Source organism: Roseibium sp. MMSF_3247 (assembly GCF_030733765.1).
GTDB lineage: Bacteria > Pseudomonadota > Alphaproteobacteria > Rhizobiales > Stappiaceae > Roseibium.
On the sequence record NZ_JASHII010000002.1, the window covers coordinates 369917 to 383869 of the forward strand.

The window sequence follows — 13953 nt, forward strand, 5'->3', positions numbered from 1 at the left end:
TTGAATAGCGCGCGGGCCGGTTTCCGGCCCGCGTTTTTTATGCGTGACGTTTAAAGGACATTGAAGATGGCCGTCGCTGCAATGGAAGAGGAAATCCTCTCCTTACGCAAACGCCGTCAGCTCTATTCGCTGATCGGACTTTTGTTGGTCGTTGCCGTTATGGTTTCGGGATACTCGAAATCCAACGACATGAACTCCGGCGGTTTTCTGCAGGGCCTGAGCAAGTTTTTCGATTATCCAGGCGAGATCGTGCTTGAAGCCTGGGAAGCCGGACCGGCGTTTTTTGGTCTGATCATCCAATATCTCCCAGCCATGCTGGAAACCTTGAACATCGCGGCCGTTGCGACGCTTTTGGGGGCTGCCATGGCCGTCGTCCTCGCCATGGCCTCCACGCGCAACGTCGACAGCTGGGGCCCGTTGATCCCGGTCGTCCGCCGTATGATGGATATTATGCGCGCCTTTCCGGAACTGATCATCGCGTTGTTCCTCATCTTTGTTCTCGGCTCCAGCCCGGTTCCAGCCATGATCGCCGTCGCGTTTCATACGGCCGGTGCGCTGGGCAAACTGTTCTCCGAAGTCAACGAGAACATCGACCGCAAGCCGATTGAAGGCTTGTCTGCCTGCGGTGCCAACTGGCTGCAACGCATCCGGTACGCAGTGATGCCGCAAGTGGCGCCGAACTACCTGAGCTACTTTCTGCTGCGTCTTGAGATCAACGTGCGGGCTTCCGCGATTCTTGGCTTCGTCGGGGCCGGCGGGATCGGTCAGGAGCTTCGGCGCACCATCGGATGGGGGCAGGGCGCCGGCGATGAAACCGCCGCGATCTTCGTTCTCCTCTTCGTCACCATCATGATTATCGATCAGGCTTCGTCTTATCTGCGCGGCAAACTGGTCGGCGCCGGCAGAGCGCACTAAGAGGGATCAGCGAACATGTCCACCGATACCCTCGAAAAGGTTGTCACACCGCAAGATGTCTGGTCGAAAGTGCGTCGCCGCGCGTGGCTGACGATCCTCGTCCCGCTCGGAATTCTTGCCTATCTGACCTACACATGGTTCGCCTTTGGCGTGCCGGATCTCCTTGCAAAGGCCCAGCCGGAGCGAGCCGTTATTCTGGCAACAGATTCAGTTGCCTATAAAGTTCATGTCACCAAGTTGCTTCGCCGCGACATTCTCGAGGTCGCAATCGAAGGTGAGCGCCGCGCAACCTACGACGAAGCGGATCTGCCGGACTGGGTCGAAGTCGACGGCAAGGATGCGTTTGTCGACCTTGGTGAAGGGTATCTTGTCGAGATCATCGGCAACCGGATGTCGTTCACAGTTCCGGGCTACGGAACCATCATCGGTCAGGCAACCAGCGATGGTGTCGATATCGAACTACCGGAAGGGGATGTTCCGGAGTGGCTTCTGACCAATCCGAAGAAACTTGACGCCCGTCCGACCCTTGACCGCCGGGTGCAGGTCACCCGGACAAAGATCGAGGTGCACAACTACTTCGGTGGTTGGGAAAACTTCTGGTTCCCGTTCGACTCGGAGTTTTACGGCAAGTCGTTCAGCCAGCTTTATGCGCTTGCCTTGAGCGCTGATCGCCTAAACCCGGACTACTCAAATCTCTGGTACATGGTTCAGGACTTCCTGGAGAACCCGGACTGGCAGCACGGTGAGATTTTCGTAGCGCTGTTTGAAACGATCATGATGGCGGTGCTTGGGACAATCACTGCTGCCTTGTTCGGCCTCCCGCTCGCGTTTCTCGCGGCCCGGAACTTCACGCCCTCGATGTTCCTGAGGTTCGGGGTCCGGCGCCTCTTCGACTTCCTGCGTGGCATCGACATGCTGATCTGGTCACTGATCTTCATCCGTGCCTTCGGTCTTGGACCGTTGACCGGTGCGCTGGCGATTGCCTTTACGGATACGGGAACGCTCGGTAAGCTCTTCTCCGAAGCTTTGGAAAACATTGACAACAAACAGGTCGAAGGCGTGCGTGCCACCGGCGCAAATCAGATCCAGCGGTACCGGTTCGGCGTTATTCCGCAGATCCTGCCGGTGTTTGTTTCCCAAGTGCTCTACTTCCTGGAATCGAACACCCGTTCGGCGACGGTTATCGGCGCGCTTGGGGCTGGCGGTATCGGCTTGATGCTGGTGGAAACCATGAAAACCTCCCGCGACTGGGAGAACACCAGCTACATCATCATTCTGACCATTGTTGTCGTGATCTTGATGGATCAGACCTCCAGCTGGCTGCGCCGTAAGCTGATCGAAGGTAAATAATGCATCGCAGCAGTCCCGGCCTTGAGCCGGGACCTACAGGGTAGAAAACAAGTCCCGGCTCCAAGCCGGGATTTTTGGTTTAACGGCCTCGAAAGGGCGCCTGTTCGTCTGAATTCCTTTGATAACGACCAAGTTCATCTTCCTGCCGCATTTCGGTCGCGGTCCCGTGGCAGCGTTTCCGCAAGGTGATTCAAAAGCTAGCGGGACTGGGTATGCGGCGAAGATCTTCAGGTGTTTTCTCTTCGGTCATGATGTTGGCGGTTTTGGGGGCGGCCACCCTTTCAACGCCTGCCTTGGCCATTGAAAGCTGCGTTGCATCGCTGAAACAGCAAGCGATTTCGGCAGGCGTCCGACCGGAAGTTGCCCAGAAGATGCTATCAGGCGCGAAATACGACGAGAAAGTCATCCGCTTTTCAACGGCTCAGCCGGAGTTCAAGACCGAAATCTGGGACTACATGGCGTTTCTCGTCGACCCGCAGCGGATTCAGGATGGAAAGGCCAACCTGAAAAAGCATGCGCGGACACTGGATGCTGTCGAAAAACGTTACGGCGTCGACAAGCACATCGTTTTGGCGGTCTGGGGAATTGAGAGCGATTACGGCAATTTCCGCGGGGATTTTTATACGCCGCACGCCCTTGCCAATCTGGTGTGTGCCGGCAAACGCCGACAGAAGTATTTTCGCGGCGAGCTCATGAAAACGCTTCAGATTGCCTCGCGCGGCGATGTTCGGATGGACGACTTCCAAGGTTCATGGGCCGGCGCCTTCGGACAAACCCAGTTCATGCCGACAACGTTTGCCAGTCTTGCGGTCGATTTTGACGGAGACGGGCGCAAGGACCTTGTGAACTCTGTTCCGGATGCGTTGGCATCCACGGCGAACTTCCTGAAAAATGCTGGATGGCGCAACAGCCGTTTGTGGGGTTTTGAGGTGAAGGTGCCTAAGGGCTATTCCGGCCCGTCGGGCCGCAAGAACTATGCCTCCATGAGCACCTGGACCAAACGCGGTCTTAGAAATCTCGACGGCAGCACCTTTAAAAGCAAGGCCGACACGGCGTTGATCCGGCCGGCAGGCGCGAACGGCCCGGCATTCCTCGTGACGCGCAATTTCAAGGCGCTCAGATCTTACAACGCGTCGACGTCTTATGGTCTCGCAATCGCAGTGCTGTCTGAGCTTGTTTCCGGTGGCGATCCGATCATGACGCCGTGGCCGACGGACAATCCCGGTCTTTCCAGAGCGCAGCGTTTGGAGCTGCAAAAGCTTTTGAACAGGAACGGCTTCAATGTTGGTGAGCCCGACGGCAAGGTTGGCCCGATGACCCGCAAGGGCATCCGGGCTGCTGAAGCAGAATACGGCATGCCCGTCACCGGCCGCCCCTCCTGGAATGTCTATTACGCACTCGGTGGGCGGTAGAAAGAACAGTCTTGGAAGCTTTATGAGCCGGTTTTTGCGGGAAGCGGTTCCATGAACGCCTGATTTCGGCCAGAGCGTTTGGCGGCATACATCGCCTCGTCCGCTGCCTGAAGAAGGCTGCGTTCCAGATTTGGCCGGATTCTTGTGACAGAAATCCCGATACTCGCACCGACCGCCCCTTGATCGCCAGGCAAATCTATCGGCTGATTGATACACTCAAGAATGTCATGGGCAAGCTTTGAAAGCTCGTCTTGATCCGTTCTTACCGTTGAGGCCACCAGAAACTCGTCGCCGCCCATGCGCACCAGGAGTTCCTGGTCAAGCAGGAGCGTTCTCAAGCGCTCACTGATGACCTTGATCACTTCATCGCCTGTTGCGTGACCAAACCGGTCATTGATGGATTTGAAGCCGTCAAGGTCGATGAGAAGGGCCGCAATTTCTTTAGCGCCGTTATCGGACTGTTCCGCCCGGCCGAAATACTGGGTCATCATGCGCCTGTTACCGATGCCGGTCAGCGCATCGTGTAGGGCGTTGTGTTCAATGCGCCGGTTCAGCATCTGCAGCGTCTCATTGGCCTGGACCAATTCTGTATTCAGCCGGACGCTTTGATCGCGAAGCTCGCGTTCGTATTCCGCACTGCGGCGGGCGAGCTGATACTCCAGTTGGCTGCGCAGTTCATAGCTTTGCCGGTGTGCTTCAACCTTGAACTGTGTCGCTTGCATCTCGGCATAGACTTTGAGATGTGCGAGTGCCTGCTGGAATGTGCCCATCGCTTCGTGTGTCTGGGAGAGGTGCAGGTGAAAGTTCCGGATCCAGAGGTGATAATCGAACACGGTAGCTTCTGTAAGGCCCTGTTCGAAGACCTTCAGCGCGTCCGCCGGACAGTTTTCTTTCAGGTAGCTTGAACCGATTGCAAAATGCAGCTGGCAAGTGACCCGCGGATCATCGCTGAATACAGCTGCTGTCAGCCCTTTTTCAGCTTCTTCGCGGGCCTTTTCATAGTCTCCGCTGGCAACAAGCGCGCCGGCATAAACTTCTTCGGCATAGGGCAGCATGATCGCGTTCCGCCGCGACCGGTTCTGTTCGACACTTTGCCGGCCTGCATCGAGCGCAGCATCAATGTTTCCGGCAAGGCAATTGACGCGGCAAAGATTATGCAACACGCGCCCGGGCTCGAAATAAAGACCGGCATCCTCTGCGATCTGCAAGGCGTCTCGAAGATGCGTTAGGGCCTCGTCATAGTTTTCCGAGTATTGGCGCAAGGTTGCCAGGATGGTCAGCACCTCAATACCGGCACCGCTCTCCGCATGCGGGCCAAGCGTTTCAAAACCGTCCTTCAGGAATTCGTCTGCGAGCTTGTGATCACCGAGGCTGTAGGCGCAAACGGCCTTGACCACGAGAAGTTCTGCCCAACCTTCCGGATCGGACTGTTTTGACATGGACTGGAAGGCGACATCCGCCAGCTCACCGGCGGATTTGAAGTTGCCGCGCCAACGTTCCAGCCAGGATAGATTGAAGGCCAGCGGCCGTCCATCCAAGGCCGGCACTGTCCGAGCATCCATGGCTTTTTCCAAAAGTGCCCTGCAAAGTGCCGGGTTTCTCCAGCGCAGCGCCCATGTCCTAGCTTGCAAGCTTGTCAGGTTGAATCTCCGAATAGTTGCACAACCTATGGATATAATTATCACTGGTACAAATGATGTATGGGTTAACGAAACACGGTTTTCTACGTGTTGCAATGCGAAAGAGTGCGGCGCAATATGGCGGCGAAGCATGGAGGTGTTGATGTCCGGACGAATTCTTACAGTTGCACAACAAAAAGGCGGGTCCGGTAAGACAACCCTTGCGGCACATCTTGCTGTTGCACTGGCAGCCAAATCCGGGGAGCCGGTCGCCATTCTCGATGTGGATCCGCAAGGCTCGTTGGGCACCTGGTATGAGGCCCGCGAAGAAACGCTCGGGGAGGATGAGACCGGTCTGGAATTCCGGACTGCCTCCGGATGGGGTGCCCGCCGGGAAGCCCGGTCTCTGGCGCGCTCGCACGGTTATGTCATCATCGATACGCCGCCGAAAACGGATACGGATGCCAAGCCCGCAATTGATGCTGCCGACTTCGTGATCGTTCCGATCCAGCCAACGCCTGTTGACCTTTGGGCAACATCCCAGACCATCGATCTGGCAGCCCGGGAAGATACGCCAGCGCTCCTGGTCATGAACCGGGTGCCGCCGCGGGCCTCGCTGACCGGCGAAATGGCCGATGCCATCGCCGCATCCGGCTATGACACCTTGGGGGCACGCCTTGGTAACCGGACCGTTTTTGCGTCTGCCATGGGCCGGGGAGCGTCCGTGACTGAAAATGCACCATCCAGCAAAGCTGCTCAGGAGGTCAATCTATTGATTGAAGAGCTGGTCTCCCGCGTCGGCTGAACCTGCCTCCAGGTTTGCATTTCAGAAAAATTGCCTTGTCCTCGTCATCTTCCGGTGCCTTCATAGCTTGAGTTATTCGGCCCGGGAGGACAGGCCATGTGGCGTTCTTTGAATTATTCTTATCAAAATCAATCAGATAGGTCTGTTTTCAGATTCTCTTTGTTAGTCGCTGGAGCACTCTTGACCGGCGGGATGGCACTCGGTGGGTTCACCGAAACAGCCAACGCCCAAGACAGACGGATCGTCACCATTGAGGACGCGGATTTCTTCGGCGGTGATTATCAGACGGTCAAGGATGTCGACCTTGATGGCTGCAAGTCGGCGTGTCTCAGCGACAACCAGTGCCAAGCCTTCACGTACAACACCAGTGCCGGGTGGTGTTTTCTTAAATCCTCCGCCGGGCAGATGCAGAGTTTTGCCGGTGCGGTTGCCGGCCGCGTGGTGGAGGTCCAGAGATCGACCTTTGCGACCACTGGTGAAAGAAAGGCTGAGCTTGATTTTTTAAGCCGTGAGACCTTGGAAGCAGCGGAAACCTATTTGCAGCGGATCGAAGAGACGGTCCGGCCAAACAGCACCGATGCAGATGAAATCCGCCGCAATGGTTCAAATGCGCTTGCCAACAACAACAACGCTCTGGCAGAGGCCGATTTTCTCCAGCTGATCGCCTTGGACCCAGCGCGGTTCGATCCGTGGGTTCAACTGTCGACAGCGCTCATTCTGCAAGACCCAAACGATTGGCAGGAGCGGGAAACGAAGCGCAAGAACCTCGTCTCGGCCGCGGTCAACGCCTATTTGCGGGCTGGAACGCCTGAGGAACAGGCCTTTGCGCTAGAATATCTGGGTCGCGGTCTTTCCCTTCGACAAAACTACAAAGCAGCCATCAAGTCTCTCCGTGCCTCGCTTGCACTCGAAGAACGGGGCTCCGTCCGCCGGCGCTACGACAAACTGATGGCGGAGCATGGCTTCCGGATCGTCGATCATCAGGTCGATTCGGACAGTGCAACGCCGCGGATCTGTCTGGTGTTTTCGCAAAAGCTGCCGGTCGGGGAAGATCTGAGCCCGTATGTTTCTGTCCGGGGCGACGGAACAGTATCGATTGAAACCGATGGATCTCAGGCTTGCGCCGAAGGTGTGCGCCACGGCGCGCGCTATCAACTGACTGCACGTAGCGGCCTGCCAGCAGCTGACGGAGAAGTGCTCGAAAAGTCTTCAGATCTCTCGATTTACGTCCGGGACCGCAGCCCGTCGGTCAACTTCCTTGGCCGCTCTTATGTGCTTCCCGCAGGTGGGGATCCGACCATCCCGATCGTTTCGGTCAATACCAACGAAGTTGAGGCAACCATCTACCGGATCGGCGACCGGTCAGTGGCCGATGTCCTGAGAGACAACCGCTTCCTGCGCCAACTGGGCGGCTATCAGGCTGACCAGATCGAGGAAGATCTCGGAGAAAAGGTCTGGAGCGGTGTCGTCGAGACCGGCAATGAACTCAATCAGGACATCACGACGGCCATCCCGTTATCCGAAATCGGGCTTGAGATTAAGCCCGGGATTTACGCCATGACCGCAAGGTCAAAGCTGGACGTGAAGAACCAGTGGGGCCCGCTCGCAACACAGTGGTTCCTCGTTTCTGATCTTGGGCTGACCGCCATGTCCGGCACGGATGGAATTGCCGCGAATGTCCGGTCCCTGTCCAGCGCTGAGGCGCTCACAGGCGTCAGTGTCCGGTTGATGGCTGTCAACAACGAGATCCTCGGAACAAGTGAAACCGATGTGGACGGGTTTGCCAGGTTCGCCGCAGGTCTCACCCTTGGGCGTGGGGGCAGTGCGCCCGGCATTCTGGTCGCAGAAACGGCAGAGGGCGATTACGGCTTCCTTGATTTGCGCAAACCCGCCTTTGATCTGTCAGACCGCGGCGTCGACGGACGCCCGGCACCCGGTCCCTTGGACGTATTCGCCTGGTCTGACCGTGGCATCTACAAGGCTGGTGAGACCGTTCATGCGCAGGCTTTGCTCAGAACAGCGAAGGCCGAAGCGCAGACCGGTTTGCCGCTGACATTCATTGTCCGGCGCCCGGACGGGGTCGAACATGCGCGGTACACGCTGCAGGATGGCGGTCTCGGCGGATATGTTCAGGACATTGATTTGAGCCCGACCGCCCAACAGGGCATCTGGTCATGGCAGGTCCTGCTGGATCCGGACGGCGAAGCGCTTGCGGACAAGACCTTCCTTGTCGAGGACTATCAGCCGGAGAGGGTTGATTTTTCGCTGGAAACGGCCTCCGAAACCTTCAGCCGAACCGCACCGATCGACGTCTCATTGTCGGCAAAGTTCCTGTATGGATCGCCCGCAAGTGGCCAATCGCTGGAAGGCGATGTAATTGCGCGCCCGGTGCGCACGATGGAGGCGTATCCGGGATATCGTTTTGGTATTGAAGACTCGGACGCTTATTCTGAGCGCACGCGCTTGCCGTCCGGGCTTCGAACAGATGATCAAGGCGCGTTGACCTTCGCTGCCGATTTGCCGGAGCTGCCGGAGACAACGGGTCTTTATGACGCCGAGATTGTCGCCCGTCTTGTGGAAACCGGGGGACGTTATGTTGAGCGGACGCTGGATCTGCCAGTCAGCCTCGACGGGCCACGCATTGGGATCCGGCCTGCCTTCGACGGCGGTGTCGATGAGGGTGGTCCTGCCGACTTTACAATAATTGTGATTGGCGAAACCGGCGAGCGAATCGCAGCAACCGGCTTGAACTGGACGCTGTCCAAGGTCGACCGGCGCTACCAATGGTACCGGCTCGATGGACGCTGGTCGTACGAGCCGATCACCTCGACCCGCCGGATCTCGGCAGGAACCCTGGATGTGTCAGAAGCCCAGCCGGCCAGTCTGTCGCTTCCCGTTGAATGGGGCGAGTACCGCCTGGACATTGAAGGCAGCGGGACGCTACAGACCGCAACACGAGTGACCTTCCAGGCGGGCTGGTACACCGCCAATGCGACATCCGACACGCCGGACTATCTCGATGTCGGGCTCGACAAGGAAAACTACCGGCCAGGTGAGATCGCAAAACTTCGCTTGAAACCGCAAATGGCGGGTACAGCCGTGATCAACGTGGTGTCCGGCGGTCTTCTCTCCACCCAAACCGTGGACGTGTCCGGGGAAGAAACGGAGGTCGACATACCGGTGGACGCGGTCTGGGGAGCAGGGGCCTACATCACGGCCAGCCTCTACCGGCCGATGGACGTTGATCAAGCCCAGATGCCGTCGCGCGCCATGGGGCTCTCCTGGCTGCAGGTTGATCCTGGGGATCGGGATCTTGAGGTCGCGATGGATCTGCCGTCGATGATCCGGCCACAAACCCGGCTGGATGTTCCGGTCCAACTTGCCAATCTGGCCGCAGGTGAAGAGGCTTACATCACGGTTGCCGCGGTGGACGTCGGAATACTCAACCTGACGGCCTATGAAACGCCAGCCCCTGAAAAGTGGTATTTCGGTCAGCGCCGCCTCGGAAGCGATATCCGCGATCTTTATGGCCAGCTCATTGACCGGATGTCTGGCGCGCGGGGCAAGGTTCGCTCCGGCGGGGACGGCATGGGCATGCGTTTGGATGCACCGCCGCCGGATGATGAACCTGTGGCGTTGTTCTCAGGCCCTGTGAAAGTTGATGACAATGGCGAGGCACTCGTCTCGTTTGATGTGCCTGACTTTAACGGTGCCTTGCGCGTGATCACCGTGGCCTGGAGCAAATCCGGTGTCGGTCATGGGGAACAAGAGATCGAGGTGAGGGCGCCGGTCGTTATGACGGCGAGCACACCGGCCTTTCTTGCCCCGGGCGATACATCCCGGCTGGTTTTGGAAATCGACCCGGTCGATGCCCCGTCAGGTGCTTACGATCTGGAGCTGACTGCAAGCAATGGGTTGAGCCTCGGAGACGGTCCGAGCGAGCCCAGAGTTCTCGATCTGGAGACGGGCAAGAAAGCACAAGTCATTCTGCCGATGGCGGCCGGCGACGCACTGGGAAGCGCCGAAATCGTTGCCTCCCTGACCGGGCCCGACGCCCAAACCGTCGTCAAGCGGATCAATCTCGATATCAAGGACACCCAGCCTGAAGTTCTGCGCAGTTACGCGTTCGATTTGGCGCCGGGGAACAAGCTTGAGTTAGACGCCGCCAGCTTTGACGATCTGCGCGGAGACAGTGTGAAGGTCACGCTGACAGCCGGTGGGGCGGCACGCATAGATGTCGCTGGCCTTCTAGCAGCACTGGATCGGTATCCGTATGGCTGTACCGAGCAGACCACCAGCCGGGCGTTACCGCTGCTATACTTGAGCGACGTTGCCGAAGCAGCCGGCCTTGGCGGAGACGATGAAATTCGTGAACGGGTGGTCAAGGCGATTGCCGCCGTTCTTGCCAATCAGTCCTCTGGCGGATCCTTCGGGCTCTGGAGCAGCTATGGCAGTGGTGGAACCTGGCTTGATGCTTATGTTGCCGACTTCCTGACCCGGGCGCGGGAAAAGGGCTACCTGGTTCCAGATCTCGCCTTCACGTCCGCGCTCGACAATCTGGAAAACAGGCTTGCCTACGCGTCTGACTTTGAAAGTGGTGGTGAGGACATTGCCTATGCGCTTTATGTCCTGGCGCGCAATGGCCGGGCCTCCATGGGGGATCTCAGATACTATCTGGATGCCAAACTGCAGAACTTTGCGACACCGCTCGCCAAGGCGCAGCTTGCGGCCGGTCTTGCGCTCTACGGCGAAGATGAGCGGGCCGCAACCGGATTTAGTGCCGCTCTTGATGCATTGGATCGGACAGCATCCAGCACCTACCGGGAAGACTTCGGATCAAAGCTTCGCGATGCGGCTGGTGTCACTGATTATGTGGTGACGGCTTCTGTCAGTGAGCAGTTGAACACCCGCGCGGTTTCAGAACTGACATCGGTGGACAGCAGCGCCCGGAGCCGGTCAACACAGGATATGGCGTGGTTGCTGCTCGCAGCGAATGCGCTGAACGAGTCGGCGGAAGAGGCCCGCCTGTCGGTGGATGGTGTGGAAACACCGGGCCGGCTTGCCTGGACACTTGGCTTTGACGAGTTGAAGTCCGGCCAGGTGGATGTCCGCAACGCCGGCGAAAAGCCAACTGAAGTGCTGATGTCGATTGCCGGTCAGCCGCTTAGCCCGGAATCGGCCGGCGGCAAGGATTATGCCGTCGAACGGACACTCTATGACCTCGATGGCAATGTCATTGACCCGTCCGCGGTGCCCGTGAATACCCGGATCGCAGTTGTTCTGACCGTACGGCCGCTCTCTGATCAGCCGGGCAGGTTGATGGTCGTCGACCGTTTGCCCGCAGGGCTTTCAATCGACAATCCGCGCCTTGTACGGTCCGGTGATCTTGGAGGCTTGTCATTCCTCTCCACAATCGACCAACCGGACTACAGCGCGTTCTATTCCGACCGGTTCGAAGTCTCGGTCGATGAAAGCAATTGGGGCAACCGCGAGCTGACCTTTGCGTATCTGGCACGGGCGGCGACACCGGGGACGTTCAAGCATCCACCGGCCTCGGTGGAAGACATGTACCGGCCGGACCGGCGGGCTATCACGGAAACCGCGCGGTTCGTGGTGCTTGGACCGACCCGATAGAAAAAGCGGTGCGGTGGTTGAACGGATGAACAGAAGGTCACTGAAACGATGGGGGCTCATTGCTGGCGCTGGTGGTTTGCTGGCACTCGGCACCGCCGCTTGGACCGTTGTTACGGACTATCGGCAACTGCCGCCTTTGGCGAAGGCCTCCGACCTGTCTGTGTCCACCGTTGTTCTTGATCGTGAAGATCGCTTGCTGCGGGCTTTCACAAGCACTGATTCCAAATGGCGTTTGCCGGTCGATCTCAACGAAATTGATCCGATCTATTTCGAACTGCTGCTCGCCTATGAGGACAATAGGTTCCGCCAGCATGGCGGTGTTGATGTTTTGGCGCTGGGCCGCGCCGCTTTGCAGGCAATTGCCAGCGGCCAGCTTGTCTCCGGTGGCTCGACACTGACAATGCAGGTTGCACGGCTTCTGGACGAGACGCCGACCAAGTCGCTGAAACGAAAGTATCAGCAGATCCTGAAAGCTGTTCAGCTGGAGCAGGTGGCAACCAAGGACGAGATCCTGCATCTTTATGCCTTGCGCGCACCCTTTGGCGGCAATCTGGAAGGGGTCCGGGCGGCAAGCCTCACATGGTTCGGCAAGGAACCGCGGCGTTTGACCCCGGCCGAAGCGGCCCTTCTTGTGGCCTTGCCGCAAAGCCCAGAGAACCGGCGCCCCGACAGGCATCCCAAAAATGCACTGAAGGCCCGCAACCGTGTTCTAGCGCGTGCAGTCCGGGAAGGTGTGCTGGGTGAAGAGGAAGCTAGATCCGCAGCCAACGAACCACTTCGGGCCGAGCGGCATCCAATGCCGCTGCTCGCAGCCCATGAGACCCGGGGGGCAAGGGCCGCCTATCCTTCCGAGCCGGTTCTGCGTCTGACACTGGACAGGGACTTGCAACAGGCCCTGGAAGATCTCGCTCGCCGGCGGGCGGCGGTCATGCCTGCACCGCTGTCGATCGCGATGGTGGTTGCGGATCATAAGTCCGGCGAGATCCTGGCAAGCGTTGGCGCACCCGACCTTCTGGATGAAAGCCGGGAAGGGCACGTGGACATGACCCGGGCAACCCGGTCACCCGGGTCTGCCCTGAAACCCTTTATATATGGGCTCGCCTTTGAAGAGGGGATTGGCCAGCCGGACAGCCTGATTGTTGACCGGCCAACCAACATCGCCGGGTATCGTCCTACCAATTTTGATCGGGGCTATCAGGGAACGGTCACTTTGGATGAGGCCCTGCAACTTTCCTTGAACACACCGGCGGTCCAGCTCTTGGAATCAGTTGGTCCGACCAGACTTCTTGCCCGGTTGAGACGTGCGGGCGTTCAGCCGCAGCTGGACCCAGGCAGTGCGCCGGGGCTTGCCATTGGTCTTGGGGGAATCGGATTGTCGCTCCGCGACCTCACGCAGACCTATGCTGCCCTCGCGCGGTTAGGAGAGCCAGTTGAACTGCGATCCTGTCGATACCCATGCAAGTCTGATTCGGGAGCTGCGCGGCAGGCCATGCCGGTTCTGAACGAGAAGTCGGCGTATCAAGTCACTGACAGTCTGTCCGGCTTGCCGCAGCCTCTCAATCCAGCAAAAGGGGCCATCGCCTACAAAACCGGCACGTCCTATGGCTATCGCGATGCCTGGGCTGTTGGATATGACGGCCGCTATGTGGTCGGCATCTGGACAGGCCGGGCCGATGGGTCGCCAGTCCCGGGCCAAACCGGTGCGTCGTCAGCGGTGCCAATCCTCCATGAAGCTTATCAGTCTTTGGCCGCGGGGCGGGAACCTTTGCCCAAGCCGCCGGAAGACATCGCTCACGCCGCGAAGCGGCCACTTCCCGAACCGCTCCGATATGCCCGTGTCAAATCCCGTCCAAAGATGACCAGGACTGCCAGCCGTTTGGGAATCACCTTCCCGCCGGATGGTGCAAGACTGCAAATTGGTAGGGCCTCCTCTGAAGGCGCATATCCAATGGTCGTCAAGTTTGATGGCGGTCAACGGCCGTTCCGGCTTTTCATAAACGGAACGCCGACAGGGAAGGCCACATTTGAACGCCGATTCTTATGGAACGCGCCCGGCTCCGGTTTTGCCGACCTCATGATTCTCGACGGCAAGGGGCAAACGTCCAAGGTGTCGATCGTCCTTGAGGCAATACAAAGCCCGGAAAAACCTTAGCTGCCGGAGCCGCATTCAGCGGCAGTCTTTCGGATTTACGATCTACGGGCGCTATGCGAGTGGTGT

At 58.4% G+C, this 13953-nt stretch carries 7 protein-coding genes; 6 read left to right on the forward strand and 1 reads right to left on the reverse strand.

The genetic code is table 11. The annotated features are described in order from the left end of the window. Positions 1-66 precede the first annotated feature (66 nt). The 3 genes from phnE (RBB44_RS07180) to RBB44_RS07190 all read left to right on the forward strand — a co-directional run bounded on the left by phnE (RBB44_RS07180) (position 67) and on the right by RBB44_RS07190 (position 3677). Positions 67-915, forward strand: coding sequence for a phosphonate ABC transporter, permease protein PhnE (gene phnE, locus RBB44_RS07180; RefSeq protein WP_209173396.1), 849 nt, complete (start codon positions 67-69; stop codon positions 913-915). Positions 916-930: 15 nt separating this feature from the next. Next, the gene (phnE, locus tag RBB44_RS07185) at positions 931-2265 is read left to right on the forward strand and encodes a phosphonate ABC transporter, permease protein PhnE (RefSeq protein ID WP_306146716.1); all 1335 of its coding nucleotides are present in this window, start codon (positions 931-933) and stop codon (positions 2263-2265) included. Positions 2266-2477: 212 nt separating this feature from the next. Beyond that, positions 2478-3677, forward strand: a complete 1200-nt coding sequence (locus tag RBB44_RS07190; protein ID WP_306146717.1) for a lytic murein transglycosylase — start codon at positions 2478-2480, stop codon at positions 3675-3677. Between the two features lie 20 nt (positions 3678-3697). Here the strand turns inward: RBB44_RS07190 and RBB44_RS07195 are convergent, their stop codons facing one another. Continuing rightward, positions 3698-5239 carry a tetratricopeptide repeat-containing diguanylate cyclase gene (locus RBB44_RS07195; RefSeq protein WP_306146718.1) on the reverse strand — a complete coding sequence of 514 codons (1542 nt, stop codon included), beginning with the start codon at positions 5237-5239 and terminating at the stop codon, positions 3698-3700. 220 nt (positions 5240-5459) lie between these two features. Between RBB44_RS07195 and parA the strand changes: the two genes are divergently transcribed. The 3 genes from parA to pbpC all read left to right on the forward strand — a co-directional run bounded on the left by parA (position 5460) and on the right by pbpC (position 13887). Continuing rightward, positions 5460-6101: a ParA family partition ATPase gene (gene parA / locus RBB44_RS07200; protein ID WP_040453249.1), complete on the forward strand. Its 642-nt coding sequence runs from the start codon at positions 5460-5462 to the stop codon at positions 6099-6101. A gap of 180 nt (positions 6102-6281) precedes the next feature. Continuing rightward, the gene (locus tag RBB44_RS07205; RefSeq protein ID WP_306146719.1) at positions 6282-11735 is read left to right on the forward strand and encodes an alpha-2-macroglobulin family protein; all 5454 of its coding nucleotides are present in this window, start codon (positions 6282-6284) and stop codon (positions 11733-11735) included. Positions 11736-11760: 25 nt separating this feature from the next. Further along, positions 11761-13887 (forward strand): penicillin-binding protein 1C, encoded by a 2127-nt coding sequence (pbpC, locus tag RBB44_RS07210; RefSeq protein ID WP_306146720.1) that lies wholly within the window; start codon positions 11761-11763, stop codon positions 13885-13887. Positions 13888-13953: the final 66 nt, after the last annotated feature.

Bases quoted from the DNA above. Each gene is read 5' to 3' on its own strand.
- phnE (WP_306146716.1), top strand. From the start codon at position 931: ATGTCCACCGATACCCTCGAAAAGGTTGTCACACCGCAAGATGTCTGG.
- RBB44_RS07190 (WP_306146717.1), top strand. From the start codon at position 2,478: ATGCGGCGAAGATCTTCAGGTGTTTTCTCTTCGGTCATGATGTTGGCG.
- pbpC (WP_306146720.1), top strand. From the start codon at position 11,761: ATGAACAGAAGGTCACTGAAACGATGGGGGCTCATTGCTGGCGCTGGT.
- phnE (WP_209173396.1), top strand. From the start codon at position 67: ATGGCCGTCGCTGCAATGGAAGAGGAAATCCTCTCCTTACGCAAACGC.
- RBB44_RS07195 (WP_306146718.1), bottom strand. From the start codon at position 5,239: ATGGATGCTCGGACAGTGCCGGCCTTGGATGGACGGCCGCTGGCCTTC.
- parA (WP_040453249.1), top strand. From the start codon at position 5,460: ATGTCCGGACGAATTCTTACAGTTGCACAACAAAAAGGCGGGTCCGGT.